16 protein-coding genes are annotated in these 16,890 nt (G+C 66.8%); 7 read left to right on the top strand and 9 right to left on the bottom strand.

Annotated elements, in window-relative coordinates:
• The first annotated feature begins 160 nt into the window (after positions 1-160).
• On the top strand, positions 161-1,201 hold the full coding sequence (locus tag AACH06_RS19775) for a ribonuclease Z (RefSeq protein ID WP_341427491.1): 1,041 nt from the start codon (positions 161-163) through the stop codon (positions 1,199-1,201).
• Here AACH06_RS19775 and AACH06_RS19770 read toward each other — a convergent pair.
• The 4 genes from AACH06_RS19770 to AACH06_RS19755 form a co-directional block, all read right to left on the bottom strand.
• On the bottom strand, positions 1,188-2,633 hold the full coding sequence (locus tag AACH06_RS19770; RefSeq protein ID WP_341427490.1) for a pectate lyase family protein: 1,446 nt from the start codon (positions 2,631-2,633) through the stop codon (positions 1,188-1,190). The genes AACH06_RS19775 and AACH06_RS19770 overlap by 14 nt on opposite strands.
• Positions 2,634-2,941: 308 nt before the next feature.
• On the bottom strand, positions 2,942-3,772 hold the full coding sequence (locus tag AACH06_RS19765; protein ID WP_341427489.1) for a hypothetical protein: 831 nt from the start codon (positions 3,770-3,772) through the stop codon (positions 2,942-2,944).
• A gap of 99 nt (positions 3,773-3,871) precedes the next feature.
• Positions 3,872-4,123 (bottom strand): DUF3297 family protein, encoded by a 252-nt coding sequence (locus AACH06_RS19760; protein WP_341427488.1) that lies wholly within the window; start codon positions 4,121-4,123, stop codon positions 3,872-3,874.
• A 96-nt stretch (positions 4,124-4,219) separates the two neighbouring features.
• Positions 4,220-4,879, bottom strand: a complete 660-nt coding sequence (locus AACH06_RS19755) for a glutathione S-transferase family protein (RefSeq protein WP_341427626.1) — start codon at positions 4,877-4,879, stop codon at positions 4,220-4,222.
• 226 nt (positions 4,880-5,105) lie between these two features.
• Between AACH06_RS19755 and AACH06_RS19750 the strand changes: the two genes are divergently transcribed.
• Both AACH06_RS19750 and AACH06_RS19745 read left to right on the top strand, forming a co-directional pair.
• The gene (locus AACH06_RS19750) at positions 5,106-6,086 is read left to right on the top strand and encodes an LLM class flavin-dependent oxidoreductase (RefSeq protein ID WP_341427487.1); all 981 of its coding nucleotides are present in this window, start codon (positions 5,106-5,108) and stop codon (positions 6,084-6,086) included.
• A gap of 186 nt (positions 6,087-6,272) precedes the next feature.
• Positions 6,273-7,775, top strand: a complete 1,503-nt coding sequence (locus AACH06_RS19745) for a peptide MFS transporter (protein ID WP_341427486.1) — start codon at positions 6,273-6,275, stop codon at positions 7,773-7,775.
• Positions 7,776-7,840: 65 nt separating this feature from the next.
• On the opposite strand, the gene AACH06_RS19740 is transcribed toward AACH06_RS19745, so the two are convergent.
• The 4 genes from AACH06_RS19740 to AACH06_RS19725 form a co-directional block, all read right to left on the bottom strand.
• The gene (locus tag AACH06_RS19740) at positions 7,841-8,119 is read right to left on the bottom strand and encodes a DUF2277 domain-containing protein (RefSeq protein ID WP_341427485.1); all 279 of its coding nucleotides are present in this window, start codon (positions 8,117-8,119) and stop codon (positions 7,841-7,843) included.
• A gap of 79 nt (positions 8,120-8,198) precedes the next feature.
• The gene (locus tag AACH06_RS19735) at positions 8,199-9,203 is read right to left on the bottom strand and encodes a DUF1839 family protein (RefSeq protein WP_341427484.1); all 1,005 of its coding nucleotides are present in this window, start codon (positions 9,201-9,203) and stop codon (positions 8,199-8,201) included.
• Between the two features lie 128 nt (positions 9,204-9,331).
• On the bottom strand, positions 9,332-10,249 hold the full coding sequence (locus AACH06_RS19730; protein WP_341427483.1) for an amino acid--[acyl-carrier-protein] ligase: 918 nt from the start codon (positions 10,247-10,249) through the stop codon (positions 9,332-9,334).
• Positions 10,250-10,253: 4 nt separating this feature from the next.
• Positions 10,254-11,429, bottom strand: coding sequence for an acyl-CoA dehydrogenase family protein (locus AACH06_RS19725; RefSeq protein WP_341427482.1), 1,176 nt, complete (start codon positions 11,427-11,429; stop codon positions 10,254-10,256).
• Between the two features lie 107 nt (positions 11,430-11,536).
• On the opposite strand from AACH06_RS19725, the gene AACH06_RS19720 reads away from it, so the two are divergent.
• From AACH06_RS19720 to AACH06_RS19705, 4 genes are all read left to right on the top strand, one after another.
• Positions 11,537-12,217, top strand: a complete 681-nt coding sequence (locus tag AACH06_RS19720) for an alpha/beta hydrolase (RefSeq protein WP_341427481.1) — start codon at positions 11,537-11,539, stop codon at positions 12,215-12,217.
• A 105-nt stretch (positions 12,218-12,322) separates the two neighbouring features.
• Positions 12,323-12,814: a holo-ACP synthase gene (gene acpS, locus AACH06_RS19715; protein ID WP_341427480.1), complete on the top strand. Its 492-nt coding sequence runs from the start codon at positions 12,323-12,325 to the stop codon at positions 12,812-12,814.
• A 29-nt stretch (positions 12,815-12,843) separates the two neighbouring features.
• Positions 12,844-13,092, top strand: coding sequence for an acyl carrier protein (locus AACH06_RS19710; RefSeq protein ID WP_341427479.1), 249 nt, complete (start codon positions 12,844-12,846; stop codon positions 13,090-13,092).
• Entirely contained in the window at positions 13,089-15,593 is a 2,505-nt protein-coding gene (locus tag AACH06_RS19705) for a glycoside hydrolase family 2 protein (RefSeq protein WP_341427478.1), read from the top strand. Before AACH06_RS19710 ends, AACH06_RS19705 begins: the two co-directional genes overlap by 4 nt.
• A 136-nt stretch (positions 15,594-15,729) precedes the next feature.
• On the opposite strand, the gene AACH06_RS19700 is transcribed toward AACH06_RS19705, so the two are convergent.
• Positions 15,730-16,890: glycosyl hydrolase family 18 protein (locus tag AACH06_RS19700; RefSeq protein ID WP_341427477.1), on the bottom strand; the 1,161-nt coding region annotated here is incomplete at its 5' end.

Below are 16,890 nucleotides of genomic sequence, written 5' to 3'. Positions count from 1 at the left end.
GCCGATGCGGCCGCGTTTCGGCATGACGGCGGCGATGTTGGCGCCGCGTTGACGTGTCACAGCGCGGCCCGCCGCGCCTGGGGGGCGTGGCGGGAGCCGGCACCGGGTATCGTGTGGGCTCCACGCCCCGGTGGTGTTGTTGAACGTCTGAAGGAGCCGTGTGCGTACGACGCTGGACCCGCACCTCATCGATCCGAGTGCCAACGAGCCTGGCCTCGTGGTCGAGTTGCGCGACGCCCGGCGCGCGCTGCTCTTTGATCTGGGCGAGATCGATCGACTGGCGCCGCGGGTGCTGCTGCGGGCGTCGCACGCGTTCGTCACCCACACCCACATGGATCACTTCGCCGGCTTCGACCACTGGCTGATGCTGGCCATGGGCCGGGTTCCGCGGCTGGTGGTGTGGGGCGGCCCCCGGTTCGTCGACCAGCTGGACCACAAGCTGCGGGCCTACACCTGGAACGTGGTGCATCGATACGAGGTGCCTTTGCGCATCGAGGCCCATTCACTGGAAGCCGACGGATCGCGCCGGCATGCGGTGTTCGACAGCCGCCACGGATTTGGGCGCAGCGAAGAGACAGCCGATCCACCGCACGGCAGCGATGTGCTGGTGGACGAAGCGCTGTTCAGGGTCCGCGCGTGCATCGTCGACCATGAGATGCCGGTGCTCGCCTTTGCGATCGAGGAAAAGGCGCAACTGCGAGTGGCAGCCGATCGGGTGCGGGCCATGGGCTTGGGCACCGGCCCGTGGTTGGCTAATTTGAAGGCAGCGGTGCTCGCCAACGCACCCGACGACACACCCATCGAGCTGGCCTGGCGCGACCGCGATGGTGAACATGTGGCGCGGCGCCCTGTCGGTGAGCTGCGGGCCTTGGTGCTCGACGCAGTGGCGGGTCGGCGGATCGGCTATGTGACCGATCTGCGGTTCACCGAGCCGAACGCCGAGCAGCTGAGCCGGCTGCTGAGCGATGTGGATCTGCTCTACATCGAGGCTCGCTTTCTGGATGTGGAGCGCGATCAGGCGGCCCGCAAGAACCACCTGACCGCCCGGCAGGCGGGCGAGTGGGCCCGCCGCCTGCGCGCCCGGCGCGTGGTGCCGTTCCACTTCTCGCCGCGCTACCGCGGTGGCGAAGACGAACTGCGCGCCGAGGTGTTCGCCGCGTGGGGTGGGGCACCCCACGCGAGCGCGATCACTTCACCGTGATCTTGCCCACACCGGCGTTGGCTTCGACCGTGGTGCGCACGGTGTTGGCCGACAGCAGCGAATAGCTGTAGGGCACCGTCCAACCCACCGAGGTGCTGAAGCTGCACTTGCTGGACAGCGACAGCGCCGCACCGTTGAGCAGCGAGCCGTTGTCGGTGATGGCGCCCGTCTTGCTCGACGAGCCGGGGTTGGTCACCACCTGGCTGCAAGTGCTGGCACCGCTGATATCGAAGGCGTTGGCCTGAGAAATGATGCGAGCCTTGTAGCCCACGCCGATGCTGTAGACATGCTCGTAGACGTTCGCCGAGCGGCTGCCCACATAGGCGTTGTTGTAGATGTGGACCTTGCCGAAGCGAACGCGCGGCGAACGCTCACCCACCGAGCGGAACATGTTCTGCGTGAAGGTGATGGTGAGGTGGCCGTCGTCGCCGGTGGAGCTGTCTGACGACCCGACGAGGTTGTTCTTCTCGTGCTGGTCGAAAACGTTGTTCGACACCGTCACGTAGTCCGACGCGTTCTTGATGTCGAGCGAGCCGTCGTGGCATTGCTTGATCTTGCCGTTGACCACCGGCAAGGTGTCGTCGGTGACCGGCGCGTCGGTGAACAGGTTGTGATCGATCCACACGCGGGTCGAGCCGTCGACGGTGATGCCATCGAAGCGCGAGTTCCAGTTGCCGGAGTCGCCATCGTTCGGATCCCACACCGGCGCGACGTCGCAAGGGTTGACGACGCGCAGGTTGCGAACGATGACGTTCTCGACCTTGTTGATCATCACGGTGGCGTTCAACAACTGCGCATTCGAGCCGACGCCGATCAGCGTGGTGTTCGAGGGCAGCCGGATGGCGTTGCGTGCCGCCTGGTCCGTTCCGCTCTTGAACGGCCCACCGTTGTCAGCCGCGGTCATGTCGATGGTGCCCGAGACCTTGATGATCTTCGGGTTGTTGCCGGTGTCCTTCAGCACCTTCAGCAACTGGTACGGTGAGCTGACGGTGTAGACGGCCGAGTCCGGGGCGGTGCTGCCACCGGTGGTGCCCATGTGGCCGGCCCAGCCTGATTTCGGCGCGACCTCGCGGCTGGCATCGGCCGGTGGCGGTGGCGGGGGCGGAGGAGGGGGAGGTGGCGGCGGCGGGGGCGGCGGAGGAGGAGGCGGCGGGGGCGGGGTGCCCACCGGGCCGACGGCGCACTTCTTCAGCATGCCCGGATAGGGGTCACTGCCAAACGTGGCCACTTCGCAGGTGGGGTTGCCGGTGAGGGTCTTGATGACCCAGCGGTCTTTGATGCCGAAAGAAACGGGACGAGGTGCGGTGCCGACCTTGCAGGTCTCGTGCTCGTCGGCGCATTTGGAGTAGCCGTCTGGCCAGTCTCGAGCCTGGGCGCTGGTGGCAGCGACCAGACTGAAAGCGGCCAAGAGCCATTCGCGGCGATGGTCCATTCAAAGTCTCCGGGGGTGATGTGACGTGTCGACGGCACTCGTGTGCCGTTTGTTGTGGTGCCCGAGGCCCAGCCTCGAAGCGGCGCGAGTATCGCGACCCATGACAGCGTTGACTATTCGCAATAGTCTGGTTTTTCAAACCCTTACGGTCCGTCATGACTGCCAACGTTTACAGACGGAGAGGAGGCGTCACCCCAAAGAAACTATGGAAATAGAAAGACCTTTCTGTCTGTCGTGAACGGGCACCCCGCCTGGCTTGGCAGGGGGCGTGCAGCGAATCGAGCGCGGGGCCGAGGCCCCTGCGCCGTTCACCAGACGCGGTAGCCCCAGCGTCTTTTCTCGGTCTCGAACAGCTCGACCGAGCTGGTCAACTTGCCCAGCGAGGCGACCAGCACTTCACATGCCGAGACCAGGGTGGCGTGCCACGCGGCGCCCGGCTCGCTCGCCTGTTCGCTGCGCACGGCATAGACCTGGCGGGTGTGCTTCAGCGCGTCGCGCAACGAAGGCGGGAACTGTGCGAACGCTGCAGCGGCCGGGCTGCCTTGGCTGGTTGAGGCCGGGCGGTTGACGGGGGTGTCGCCGCTGGCTTCATCAGCGTCGTCATCGTCATCATCGTCGTCGAGGTCTTCGTCGTCGTCGTCGTCGTCATCGTCACCGTCGTCATCGCCGAATTCGTGGTTGAACCACTGTTCGGCCGTCCAACTCTTGAAGTGCTCCAACTCAAACGCCGCGCCTTGGCCCGACCGGGTGAAGGCCTCGAGCCAGTCGTCCAGCTCTTCATCTTCGTCTTGAGAGGCGAGCGCCAGCGTCACGGCGGCTTCGAGCGCGGCTTGCGACAGCTTGGCGCTGATCAGCCACACCGCATCAAGCGCCTCGGGTTGACGTGATGGCCGTCGGGGACTGCCGGTGAGGGCGATGGCCGACCAACCGCGGGCCGCGAGGGCCGCTTGCAGCGCGACGCCGTCTATCGCCTTGGCGGCGCCATTGACGAGGGTGGATGCGAAGTAGACACCTGCGCGGTGCTGGTGGGACGCCTGACCCGCCAGCACATCGGCAGGCTGCGACGTGGGCCATGCCGCTTTGGCGCTTTTTCGCGGCGTGCGCGGTTGCGGGACGCGGGGAGGTTTCGATTTGCTCATGTCCGCCTCGGATGCTGGATACGAGTCATGCCGGACCGACCGAGGTCGGTCGCGTGCACGCGCCGGGGGTGATGGCCAGGGACCAGGGCCCCTGGGCACTCAACGGTAGAAGGCCTCGACCTTTCCCTTGAGCTTGATCAGCACCGGGCGGCCGCGGCGATCCACCGTCTTGCCGGCCGGTACCTTGATCCAGCCTTCGCTGACGCAGTATTCCTCCACATCGTGCCGCTCCTTGTCGTTGAAGCGGATTCCGACGTCGTGATCGAACACCGCCGCCACATAGTGCGGGCTTTGCGGGTCGACCGACAGGTGGTCGGGCAGCGGTGGGGGCGTCTTGTCGTTGGGGCTCATGAAAGATCCTCGAATGTTCGAGCGCGGTCTTCGCCGCGCGAAGGCCGGCATTGTCGAGGATCTGCGGCGCCGGTCGCGCGAGCCGGCCCCAGGAGCTCAGTCGCGGTCCGGCGCACCCAGCGGGAAGTAGGGCCGGAAGGGGCGCGCCTCATCGACGGCGCGGGCGAACGAGGGCCGCTTCAGCAGGCGTTGCCGGTAGGCACGCACGTGCGCGAAGCCCTCGGCGATCGGGTGCGTCCAGTCGGCATAGAAGAGGAAGGGTGCGGCGCCGCAGTCGGCCAGGCTGAAATGGTCGCCCGCCACCCATTCGCGCCCCGCCATGCGGCGATCGAGCCAGGCGTAGGCGGTTTCCAGCATCTGCTGGGCCTCGCGTACCCCGTAGGCATCGCGCGTGCCTTCGGGGCGGATGGCGTCAAACACGACCTTCTGCTGGGGTGTGGAGACGTAGTTGTCAAAGAAGCGGTCCCACATCCTCACCTCCAGCGCGGCCGCGGGGTTGTCAGGGATGAGGCGGACAGGCCCTGGATGATGCAAACCGAGGTGTTCGATGATGCAGCTGGCCTCGATGATGGTCTGGTCGCCGTCGACCAGCATCGGAAACCGCTTCATCGGCCACAGCTCGGCCAGCCGCTGCATCGCCTCGCTGTCGGGACCTTCGAGCAGGCGGGGCTCGAACCCGATGTCGTTTTCGTAGAAGGCGATCAAGGCCTTCTGGCAGTACGACGAGAAAGGGTGGTAGTAGAGCTGCAAGGCCATGGTGAGGGAGTGGTCGTTGATCGAGTGAGTGAGATGGAACATGTGATCGCCCGCAGGCTTCGTTTCCGGCCTCGCTCCTGAACTAGGCAGGATGGGTGATCGCTTGTACGACGAACAGTGGCGTGCCTGCTCGACATCGAGTGTGCCCAGCTTCGGAGGCATCGTGTGGCCTGCGGCAAAGGCCGACGGCCGGTAAGGTTCCACCGATCCGCCTATATTGCCCTGGATGTGTCCCCTGTCGATTCTTGATCTGGTGCCGGTGCCGCTCGGTGGCACACCGGCCGATGCGTTGCAGAACAGCCTCGCGCTGGCCCGAACCGCGGAGCGGGCGGGCTACACCCGCTACTGGGTGGCCGAGCATCACAACATGACGGGCATCGCCAGCGCGGCCACCTCCGTCGTCATCGGTTATCTCGCCGCGGGCACCACCACGCTGCGCCTGGGCGCTGGCGGCGTGATGCTGCCCAACCACTCGCCGCTGGTGATCGCCGAGCAGTTCGGCACGCTCGAATCGCTCTACCCTGGCCGGATCGACCTGGGCCTCGGCCGAGCGCCGGGCACCGATGGGCACACCGCTCTGGCGCTGCGGCGCGATCCGCATGCGGCCGACACCTTTGCCGAAGACGTGCAGGAGCTTCAGGCGCTGTTCGAGCCGGTGCGCGAAGGCCAGAAGATCCGCGCGGTACCGGGGGCCGGTCTGCGGGTGCCGCTCTGGATCCTGGGCTCCAGCCTGTACGGCGCGCAGTTGGCGGCAGCGCTGGGCCTGCCGTATGCATTCGCCTCGCATTTCGCACCGCCTGCGCTGCACCAGGCGTTGCAGGTCTACCGCAACCACTTTCGCGCGTCAGCACGCTGGCCCCGGCCCCACGCCATGGTGGGCGTGAATGTCATCGCGGCCGAGACCGACGATGAAGCACGCTACCTGTTCACCTCGCAGCAGCAGGTGTTCACCAACATGGTCCGCAACCAGCGCGGCCTGTTTCCTCCGCCGATCGACGACATCGATGATTACTGGACACCGGCCGAGAAACACCATGCGGCTGGGATGTTGGCCTGTTCGATCATCGGCTCGATGCAGACCGTGCGCGAGGGCTTGAAGCGCTTTGTCGCCGACACCCAGGCCGACGAACTGATGATCGTTTCGGCGGTGTTTGACCCCGCCTTGCGCCAACGCTCGATCGAGTTGATTGCCGAGGCGGCCGCTTAGGGCCTGCTCACACGGGCGGCAACGCCACCCCGTGGCGTGATGTGAACAGGCATTGGGCCATGGTCTCGTGGGGGTGATCCGGGATCACCCTAGCCCTGGGCCGCGGGCGTGCCAGCTGCTGCTGGCTATGATCCGCGCCACCTTGCAGTACCCATCGGCGCTGCGGGCGATACCCAGAGGGATGCGATGACCGACACACTCAAGAGCCGCCTGGCGCAGATCCCGGAAGGCTCCGGCGCGCTGTTCTTCGTCCAGATGTTTTCGACACTGGGCTTCGCGGTGCTGTACTCGACCTTGGTGCTCTACGCCACCAAGCACTTGCACTTCGCCGCCAAGGAAGCAGCGGCGATGATGGGTGTGTTCGGTGCCTTCAACTACGGCCTGCACCTGTTCGGTGGTTACCTCGGCGGCCGTTTCATGAGCAACCGCAATCTCTTCGTGGGCGGCATGGTGCTGCAGGTGCTCGGCTGCGCCTGCATCGCCAATGGCACGGTGCAGTCGCTTTACATCGGCCTGGCGCTGTTCCTGACGGGCAGTGGTTTGAATGTGACCTGCCTGAACATGATGCTCACGCAGCGCTTCGCCCCCGATGACATGCGCCGGGAAGGGGCCTTCCTGTGGAACTACGCCGGCATGAATGTCGGCTTCACGATCGGGTTTCTCGCGGCCGGCTACTACCAGCTCAGCGAGCGCTACAGCGAGTTGTTCATCTTCGCCACCGTGGGCAATGTGCTGGCGATCGCACTGGCGTTGGCGAACTGGAAATCGCTGGCCGATCTGAGCACGCCCTTGCTGCAGGCCACGCCGCAGCAGTTCCGCTGGCGCTTGGCGGCGGGGCTGGCGATTCTGCTGGGCCTGGTGCCGCTGGTGTGGTTCATGCTGCAGCGCCCCGATGCGACGGGCGACCTGGTCAAGTGGATCAGCGCGGGCATCGCGCTGGTGCTGCTGTGGCTGACGGTGCGCCACCCCGACGCGCAAGAGCGCCGAAACATGTGGGCCTACCTGATCCTCTCGCTGGGGTCGCTGGTGTTCTGGACGCTCTATCAGATGGCGCCCAATGGATTGCAGACGTTCGCAGACAACAACGTCGACCGCATCGTTTGGGGCTTCGAGATCGCTCCGCAATGGATCCAGAACATCAACACGGTGGTGATCGTGGTGGGCGGGCCGACGATGTCTGCGCTGTTTGTGCGCTTGCGCCGGCGGGGCTGGAAGGTCGACGTGCCGCAGCAGTTTGCGGTGTCGCTCGTGCTGATGGGCGTGGGCTTCCTGCTCTTGCCGGTGGGCATTTCGCTGGCCGATGGCCAGGGCATGGTCGCTTTCAGCTGGCTGTTCTGGAGCTTTGTGCTGCAGGCGGTGGGCGAGCTGCTGATCTCCCCCGTGGGCTACGCGATGATCGGCAAGCTGGCGCCGCGCTCGTACCAGGGCGTGATGATGGGCGCGTGGATGCTGGTGACGGGCCTGGCCTCGGTGTACTCGGGTGAGTTCTCCGGCATGCTTCCCGAGCCCGCGGGCCACGCCCCGCAGGCCACCAACCCGGCCTATGCAGACCAGTTTCTGCGCCTGGGTGCCGGCAGTGTGGCGGTGGGGGTGATGCTGGTGCTGCTCATCCCTTTCCTGCGCCGGCTGATCCGCGACAAGGAAACCCCGGCCGACGAGGCATTGGTGCCGGCGGTGTCGCCCCGCTGAGAACGGGGCCGCCCGCCGGGGCGCGCGGATCGGGCCGTGGTGCGGCCCCTACCTCGCGGTAAGTGTCAGGACGAGCGCGGTGCGAAGCGTTCGGCCGAGCGCGCCCGGGCCTTGGCGGCTTCGACGGCGCGATCGCGGGGCTCGGCGGTGGTCACCAACGAGCCGATCAAGGTGCGGGCGGCGGCGGCCACCTCTTCGACCGCACGGTCGAATGCCGCCTGGTTGGCCTTGGAAGGCACGTTGAAGCCGCTGAGCTTGCGCACGAACTGCAGCGAAGCGTCTCGGATCTCCAGCTCGGTGGCCGGCGGCTCGAAGTTGAACAGGGTCTTGATGTTGCGGCACATGGTGGTCAAGCGGGTGTGGGCGCCAGAGCGGCATCATCGCCGCAGCTTAGCGCCAACCATGCCGACGCGTGGCCGCACTTCAGCGCGCCAGCACCTCACCCAAGGCGGCCATGCCGTTGTCCCACGCTTGGGCCATGCCGCCGAACAAGGCACCCAGGTCGGCCGGCTTGCTCGACGACACCACGCGTGCACCCTTCAGAATGAAGGTTTTCGCGCCGGATGAAAGCTGATCAAAGGCTTCGATGGCGCGCTGTTGGGCCGGGCTGGGTGTGTCGGTCATCCAGGCCAGCCAACGGGCGGTCAGCTCGGCGGCGGCGCCCACCTGGCGTGTGCCGGCGAACGCCCAGGCGTGATAGTGGGCCAGGCCGCGCTCTCGCATCAGCGGCAGGTCGCGCTCGAAAGCCTCGGCGAACCGCTGCACCGGGTTGGTGGCGGGACGGCGGGCGAATTGTTCGCGCAAGTCGGCCCAGGCCGCGTCACGCAGCTCGGCCTGCGGCCTAACCACCTTGCGGTCCGAGCGGATCACCTCAGCGAACAGCGGCAGGTAGGCCGGGTCTTCCGGCTTGTTGAGCCGGAAGGTCTCGACGAAGTCTTCGCCTTCGAGCGCGAAGCAGCCTGCATTGTGGAAATAGACCAGACGCTGCGCATCGAGATCGATGTCGGCGAGCACGATGGTCGTCTTGGTGTGCTTGTTGCGGTAGTCGGTACCCGCGGTGTCGGGCAGCCACCAGGCGTCGGCCTCGACGCTGATCAGCTTGCCGGCCGACAGGTGTTCCAGGGCGTGGTCGGCCAGCGGGCGCCAGATCGTCAGCTCTTGCACGTCCACGCCGTAGAGTCGGCGCAATTGGTCGTGCGAGGGCTTGAAGAAGGTCCATTGGTCGCCTTCGAAATCGATCGGCAAGGTATGACCCAGCATCGCATGCGGGTCACAGCCCATGGCATGGACCAGCTCGATCCACAGGTCGATGTAGCAGTTCTTCTCCGGCCACTGTGCCGATTCGCCGTGCAGCGCGTGACGCTGGTAGCTCGCGGGGTCAATGCCGGGCAGGGCGGTGGCCCTGCTATGGCGGTCACTCAGTGCCATTCAGTCGTTCCAGCGCGGCGCTCCGCAGGAGCCGCCGCTCATCAATTGGCGTGCGCGGATCTGGCTCCGCCAGTCCGCTGCGTGAGCCCCCTTGGGGCAGCCCCCGTGAGAGGGCGTGGGGCTTCATTTCAAGGCCAGAGCTGCGAGCGAACCTCGGCCGGCCACTTCTGCGGATCCAGGCCATGGGTTTTCAGCAGGGCCAGTGTGCAGCGCTCCAGGCCGAAACCCAGGCAGGCGGTGTGGGCCGTCTCACCGTCCTTCTGGCGGATGCCATATTTGCCGGTGAAGTGCTCCTGGTGCCAGTTGAACGAGCAGATCGCGGTCGGCTTTTCGAGCGAAATCACGGGCACCATGATTTCGAACTTCAACCGTTGCTCGCGCTGGCTGGTCGCCATCATTCGGCCCACGCGGCCGAAGAAGGGGTCGTTGGCCACATCGCTGGCGGCCGGCAGTCCCAGGCCCAGCAGCAGTTCGAGTGCGCGGTCGCGCCAGCCATCACGCCAGGCCTCGACGGCGTCTGGCGCACCCACCCGGATGAACTCGCGCATGCGGAACGACTGCAGGCGGGTCGGCTCGTCAGACGGCTCATGGCGATAGCACCAGTTCTTCGTCGTGACCAGTCGGCCGCCTTCGGGCAGCAGGCCACTGAACACCGGGTAGACGGGGTAGCACGCGGCGGGCAACAGCATCACTTCGGTGATGTCGAGCAGGTTTTCCCAGCGTTCGCCGGCCTTGACCTTTTCGGAGATTTCGCGTGCCTGCAGGTCGCTGCCGAAGAAGCTGTGCACGCTGCCGGCCAACTGCGGGAAATTGTCGAGATAGCCCAGCTTCTCGATCATGGCCCGCGCCACGATCGGCGGGAAGGTCATCGGCTCGGCCCCGTCGCCGGCTGCATTGCGCATCACCAGCGCATCGAAGTGCTCGAGGATGTCCTCGAAGGTCGCGCTGCGGCCGTAGCCGCCCTTGACCGTCGTCGGGTAGATCAGGCCGGCTTCGACGAGCTCGGCATAGAAGACGGCAGGGTCGTAGTTCTTTTCAGTCGTCATGGTGTCACTCGTCCTTGAACACGAGCAGCAGTGCCGCGCTCTTGGCGGCAATGCGGTCGTTGGAGATCATCAGAGACGCCGACAGCGCGTCACGGTACGCACGGCCCATGGCGAATGGGCTGTCGTTCTTGTAGCCCAGGATGCCGACGACCTGCAGCGCGCCGTGCACGATGCGCGGCGCCGCGTCCGAGCAGGCGGTCTTCAGGCTGTTCATCTTCAGAGCCCAGCCAATGGAGGTGAGATCCTTGGCGTCAGTGCCGGCGGCGGCGATGGCGTCGAACTCGTCGGCCAGGCCCTGCCAGTGGTGACGCATGGTCTGCACTTGCACGGTGAGGTCGGCCAGGGCCACGGCGGTGGGCGGCGTCGTGCCGGGGTTCTTGCGGGCCACGCCGCGCACGTAGGTGGCGGCCTTGTTGTGCGCGCCCGCGGCGATACCGGTCCACAGCGACGACCACAGGATGTGCGAGTACGGCACCATCGATTCGGCCGAGATGTCGCCGAAGGGTTCGGGCAGGATCTGTTCGAGCGGCGCGCTCGATGTGAGCTTGAAGCCGGGGCTGCAGGTGCCGCGCATGCCCATGGTGTCCCAGGTGGTCGTCTGCTCGAGCTTGTAGTCGCCTTCGCGCAGCAGCACCAGCACCTGGTCACTCGCACCGGCTTCGGCATTGCGCCGTGCGGTGACGACGATGACGTCGGCGTGGCCGCAGTAGGAGCCGGTGGTCGCGTCCTTGGCCAGCGTGAAGCGCTCGCCTTCAGCTTGCACGGCGCAGATGCTGGAACGCGTGTCGCCGAAGGTGCCGACCTCGGAGGTCATCGAAGCCATCAACCACTGGCGCTCGACCATCTCGCGCATGAAGCGCTCGAAGAACGCTACGCCGCCGTGATGACGCACCACGCAGCACAGCTGGGTGTAGTGCATGGCCAGCACCATGGCGCTGGAGGCGCAGTGCTGCGCCAGCGCGCTCACCAGCATGCCCAGTTCGCGCATCTTCAGGCCGCTGCCACCGTAGGCTTGCGGCACCAGGGCCGAGAAGGCCTTCGCTTCACGCAGCGCGGCGATTGTCTCGAAGGGGAAACGGGCCTTTTTGTCGATATCGTCGGCGTGCTTGGCCGCCACCTCCTGGCCAATGCGACGCACGGCGTCGTACAAGGTGGCGAAACTGGGCGCAGTCTGGCTCATGGTGTTCTTCGGCGGGGCAAGAAAGGGAAAAGCGCGGGCGTGGGCAGGCCGGCGCGTGAATGCTGTCCTGCAACAAAGTGTCGCATAGCCCGGTCACAATTCGGGCGGTGAGCACCCCCCAAGAACGTCGGATGGTCCTGGTCTTTTTGCACGGTTTGACGATGGATCCGGCCGTGTTGCGGCCGATGGTTGACGCGCTGGCGTTGCCCATTCCCGCGATCGTGCCCGCTGGCCCGGTGGCGCATGGCGACGGCACCCACTCGTGGTGGTCGGTCGACCCCGCGCACCGCGCCGCCCGCCTGGCCGCGGGCCCGAGTGACCTGTTTGACCGCCATCCCAAAGAGCGGCCCGCCGCGCGGGCGGTCTTGGCCAGCACGCTGGCGCAGGCTCGCGCCAACCATCCGGGTTGCCGATTCGTGCTGGTCGGCTATTCGCAGGGCGGCATGCTGCTGATGGACCACCTTCTGACCCAGGGCGAGCCCGATGTGGCCGGTGTGGTGCTGCTGTCGTCGACGTGCATCGCCCTGGACGAATGGCTGCCGCACTTGCATCGCCTGCGAGGCTTGCCGGCGCTGGTGACTCACGGGCGCGACGATCGTGATCTCGCCTTCAGTGCCGGAGAACGTCTGCGCGACCTGCTGACGACCGCCGGCGCCCAGGTGCAATGGCTGCCCTTCGAGGGGGGGCATGAAATGCCGCTGGTGGTGTGGCGAGCCTTGCGCCGGTTCGTGATGTCGCTTCAGGCGGCAGAGGTGGCCGGCGGTACTCCCCAAAAGCGTGGGGGATGACGCCGATCGGGCGTGAACTATGCCCGTACGGCGCCCTGCACCCAGGGCTGCGCCGGTATCATCTGCGACCTTTGCCCAGGGCGCTTCCACAGCGCCACTCTCCCCGTGTCCGACGCGCTTGCTGCTGCCGATCTTGTCGACCAGCTGACGCCTGCTTTGCAGCTGTCAGGCGCTGGCGTTCGCGTGGGGATCGACACCGTCAGCGTGGCCGCCGTTGCCGATTCTCTGGCGCAGTTCGGCGAACGCTTCCTGAAGCGCTATTTCAGCGCTCAGGAGGTGGCCGATGCGCGGGCCGTGCAAGGCGAGGCGGCCATGCACGAGCGCCTGGCTGCGCGCTTCGCCGCCAAAGAGGCGGTGATCAAGGCGTTGGACCTGCCCGAGGCCGGGGTGGCGTGGTGCGACATTGAGTTGCTTCGCGCTGCGAACGGCCGTCCTTCGTTGCGTTTGAACGGCCGTGCCGCCGAGGTGGCGCGGTCGATGCAGGTCCGTGAGTGGGCCGTGTCCATCAGCCACGAGCGCGAGCAAGCGTGCGCCGTCGTGGTGGCATTGCTGGAAGGTGCCCCGACGGGGGCCGCCACCGGTGCCTTGATTTCCTGAACCCCTGTTTCTTTTCTGCTGAACTGACCATGAGCGACACCGCCACCCGTATCCGCGCCATCCTGGCCCAACACGCCAAGCTGGCGAAAGACGCTTCGACCCTGAGCGACGACGCCGACCTGTACCAGGCGGGCATGAGCTCGCATGCCAGCGTCAATGTGATGCTCGCCCTTGAAGGCGCCTTCGACATCGAGTTCCCCGACCACATGCTGACCCGCAGCGTGTTCTCCAGCGTCAGTGCCATCCGCTCGGCAGTCGAGGAACTGACCGGGGCATGAGCCCGATGCGCCCGGCCATCGCCGGCGAATGGGCGATGGCGCCCGGGGGCGCTGACGGTGCGGCTCCGGCCGAATCAGCGTGGAGCCAGCTCCAGGCCCCCGTGCCGGTGGCTGCCGCCCTGTCCGCCGCCGGGGCCTGGAGCCTGGACGGGCCCGCGCGCGATTTCGATGGCGAGTGCTGGTGGTACCGCTGCCGCTTCGACCACCCTTCGCCCGGTGTTGACACGGCCTGTACCTTGGGCCTGGATGGCCTGGCCACGCTGGCCACGGTGTGGCTCAATGGTGAGCAACTGCTCGAGAGCCGCAACATGTTCCGCGCTCACGCGCTGGACGTCAGCGGCCGGCTGCGGCCCACGGGCAATGAGCTGCTGATCCGTTTCGACGCGCTGGCACCTGTGCTGGCGCAGCGCAAGCCTCGCCCTCGTTGGCGCTCGCCGATGCTCGCGCAGCAGCAACTGCGCTACTGGCGCACCACGGTGCTCGGGCGCACGCCGGGGTGGTCGCCCCCGGCGGTGGTGGTGGGGCCATGGCGCGGCATCTGGCTGCGCGCCGGCGATCCGACTCACCCGTCGCAGGTCTCTCTGGCGCCGCGCTGCATGGGGCACCGGGGTGAACTGCACCTGAGCTGTCGCTTTCCCGCTGATGCCACCGTCACGGGCCTGCGTGTGGTGCTCGATCACGCGGGGCAACGACACGAAACGCCCCTGGTCGTGGCAGGCTCGGGCGAATACGAGGCCGTGCTGACGGTCGACCGTGTTCAGCCCTGGTGGCCACACACGCATGGCCAGCCGGTCCGCCATCCCGCGCGGCTCGAGGGGCGCTGCGGCGACCAGGCTTGGTCTTACGACCTGGGTGAAGTGGGCTTTCGCGCCATCGATGCCGACAAGACGGACGACGGTTTTGGCCTGAAGGTCAATGGCGTGCCCGTCTTTGCCCGCGGCGTCTGCTGGGTGCCTTTGGACACGCTGAAGCTGCATGCCGAGCCCGCCCGCTATCGAGAGGTGCTGACACGGCTTCGTGATGCCGGCGTGAACCTGATCCGCGTGGGCGGCACGATGGCTTACGAGGCCGATGTGTTTTTCGAACTCTGCGACGAACTGGGCCTGATGGTCTGGCAGGAGCTGATGTTCGCCAACATGGACTTTCCGGGAGACGACCCGGCCTTTGCGCAAGAGGTGGAAGCCGAGTTGGCCACCCAACTGCCGGGCTGGGCCCGCCATGCCAGCGTGGCGGTGGTCTGCGGCAACTCGGAGGTCGAGCAGCAGGCGGCGATGTGGGGTGCGTCGCGAGAGCATTGGCAACCGGCGCTCTTCCACCAGCGCGTGGCGGACGCGGTCGCGACTCAACTGCCAGGCGTGGTGTATTGGCCCTCCAGCGCCCATGGTGGCGCGTTCCCCTTCCAGCCCAGCCAGGGCACCACCTCGTATTACGGTGTCGGGGCCTACCGTCGCCCGCTCAGTGATGCCAGCACGAGCCGGGTGCGCTTCGCGACCGAGTGCCTGGCGTTCGCCCAGGTGCCGCCCGACGCCACGTTGAGCCGGTTGCGGGCGCTGAACGGCGATGTGGCACTGCGCACCCACAGCCCGCTGTGGAAGGCCCGCGCGCCGCGCGATCTGGGCGCAGGGTGGGATTTCGACGATGTGCGCGACCACTACGTGAAGCACCTCTTCGGCGAAGACCCGATGGCGCTTCGCCTGAGTGATCCGGCGCGCCTGCTGGTGCTGGGCAAGGCCGCGGCTTCCGAGGCCCTCACGGCGGCCTTCACACAGTGGCGCCGGCCCGGTTCGGTCTGCCGCGGTGCGATGGTGTGGTTCCTGCGGGACTTGTGGGCTGGCGCTGGCTGGGGGTACCTCGACGATCAATGCCAGCCGAAGGCGGTGTTCCATGCGCTCGCCAGGGTGTCGAAGCCACGGCATGTGGGCGTCGTTGACGAAGGACTCAACGGGTTCATGGTCTATGCCGTCAACGAGCGCGCCGAGTCGTGCGAAGGCACGCTCAGTCTGGCCGCCTACCGCGAGGGTGAGTGGCCCGTCGCTCACGGCGAGCGGGTGCTCGAAGTGCCGGGCCGATCGAGCCAGCCGTGGCCGGTCACCGACTGGCTCGACGGCTTCAATGACTTGACCTGGGCTTACCGCTTCGGCCCGCCGTCGGCGGACGTGCTGGTGGCGCGCTGGCAAACCGCTGAAGGCAGCGTCGAGCAGGTGCACTTCATCGATGTCGAGGGCGCGCCCCTGCAACGGCGTGACATCGGCTTGACGGCCGAGGCCGGTGCGGCGGTGAACGATGTGATCGAAGTCATCGTCCGCACCCGGGGCGCTGCCCGCTTTGTGCACTTCGAAGTCGATGGGTGGCAGGCCGACGACGAGGGCTTCCACCTCGCGCCGGGTAGCGAGCGGCGTGTGCGTTTCACCCCCGTGCCGGGCCATGCACGCCGGCCGTGGCGTGCGACCGTGTCGGCCATCAATGCGCTGGTGCCTGCGGTCATCCGCCAGGTGACCTGAGCGCCCGGGCTGGGCTCCCGCCCCTGGCGTCCGCTGGCGCGCAGACGCGAGACGAAAAAAGGGGCGACCAGATGGTCGCCCCTTGCCTCTTCAGGCCTCTCCAGACGGCCCAGTCATGCCGGGCCGTTCTCCTCTCTCACTTCCAGATGCCTTGCATGATCAGCGGATCGTCGGTGCCGCCCATCGTCTGCACCACCTTCTTGCCGATGGTGCCTGGCGAGGCCAGTGGCGCGCTGCCGCAGCTGCCGTTGGCCGTCTTCAGGATGCTCCACAGCATCGAGCCGTCCCGCGGGTTGCGGTTGGCGTGGTTGCTGTTCTTCACCGACGTGATGTAGCGGTTCACCGAGTACGGCAGGTTCAGCGTAGCGCCGTACTGGTTCTGCAGGTTGCGCGAGCCTTCGCACTGCGCATCGGCGTCGTTCACCACCAGGTTGGCACCGGACCAGCCCTCGGGTGAGGTCTCCAGGCCGATCGAGACGATGGTCTTCGAGCCGAACAGGTTGCGGTAGTCCGTCCAGGCGGTGACGCCGTCGTAGTGCTCGAAGCGAGCGTCGTACGACATCACGTTGACCATGTCGAACCCGGCGGCGACGGAGGGATAGTTCTTCACCAGCAGGCGCTCGCGGCCGGCGTTGCCACCCCAGTACGACAGCTTGCCGGCGCAGTCGGGCATGCTCGATGTGGCGGCGATGCAGTCTGCACCAGTCGACCAGCCCGCCACCGTCAGCACCCGGCCGCCGCCAGCGATGTCCACCGCCTTGCGCATCGCCTTGCTGGCGTTGGCATAGCGATCGACGTTGGCGTCGGCTTCGTAGTCGACGTCGAGGCCGTCGAAGCCCAGGTCCTTCATGATGTTGGCCAGCGCGGTGATGCGCGAGCCCGATCCGGCCTGGCCTTCACCAGCGAGTCCGTCCCAGTCGTTGTAGGTGGCGCCACCCACGGCCAGAATGACCTTCATGTTGCGCATGTGCAGCACGTCGATCGCGGCCTTGATGTCGCTCGGCCGGCCGTTGAAGCTCATGCCCGTGCCCGACCAGCTGTTGGCTGCGATGCCGCCCCACGAGAAGTTGGGGTTGGCGAAGGCCACCATCACGTGGGTGTAGTTCGCGGGGATCTGGGCGAGCTTGCTCAGGCCGTAGACCTGCGCGGGCGTCTTGCCATCCGCATCGAACCAGTTGTCGCTCCAGCTCGGGTAGTAGCCGGCGTAGGTGCGCGCGTTCTGGTTGGCGCTCAGGGCCTCAGGCGGCAGATCCGGCGGCGGGGGAGGCGGGGGCGGCGGCGGGGGAGGCGGCGGCGG

Origin of the sequence: Ideonella lacteola (assembly GCF_038066555.1) — a bacterium.
Taxonomy (GTDB): Bacteria; Pseudomonadota; Gammaproteobacteria; order Burkholderiales; family Burkholderiaceae_C; genus Ideonella; species Ideonella lacteola.
The sequence above is the reverse complement of the archived record's forward strand: the minus strand, read 5'-3'. Positions and strand labels throughout refer to the sequence as shown.

Coding starts and splice junctions, on each gene's coding strand:
- AACH06_RS19755 (WP_341427626.1), bottom strand. CDS start 4,879: ATGGCCTTGCAGCTCTACTACCACCCTTTCTCGTCGTACTGCCAGAAG.
- AACH06_RS19730 (WP_341427483.1), bottom strand. CDS start 10,249: ATGACGACTGAAAAGAACTACGACCCTGCCGTCTTCTATGCCGAGCTC.
- AACH06_RS19740 (WP_341427485.1), bottom strand. CDS start 8,119: ATGTGCCGCAACATCAAGACCCTGTTCAACTTCGAGCCGCCGGCCACC.
- AACH06_RS19710 (WP_341427479.1), top strand. CDS start 12,844: ATGAGCGACACCGCCACCCGTATCCGCGCCATCCTGGCCCAACACGCC.
- AACH06_RS19770 (WP_341427490.1), bottom strand. CDS start 2,633: ATGGACCATCGCCGCGAATGGCTCTTGGCCGCTTTCAGTCTGGTCGCT.
- AACH06_RS19725 (WP_341427482.1), bottom strand. CDS start 11,429: ATGAGCCAGACTGCGCCCAGTTTCGCCACCTTGTACGACGCCGTGCGT.
- AACH06_RS19745 (WP_341427486.1), top strand. CDS start 6,273: ATGACCGACACACTCAAGAGCCGCCTGGCGCAGATCCCGGAAGGCTCC.
- AACH06_RS19750 (WP_341427487.1), top strand. CDS start 5,106: ATGTGTCCCCTGTCGATTCTTGATCTGGTGCCGGTGCCGCTCGGTGGC.
- AACH06_RS19760 (WP_341427488.1), bottom strand. CDS start 4,123: ATGAGCCCCAACGACAAGACGCCCCCACCGCTGCCCGACCACCTGTCG.
- AACH06_RS19735 (WP_341427484.1), bottom strand. CDS start 9,203: ATGGCACTGAGTGACCGCCATAGCAGGGCCACCGCCCTGCCCGGCATT.
- AACH06_RS19765 (WP_341427489.1), bottom strand. CDS start 3,772: ATGAGCAAATCGAAACCTCCCCGCGTCCCGCAACCGCGCACGCCGCGA.
- AACH06_RS19705 (WP_341427478.1), top strand. CDS start 13,089: ATGAGCCCGATGCGCCCGGCCATCGCCGGCGAATGGGCGATGGCGCCC.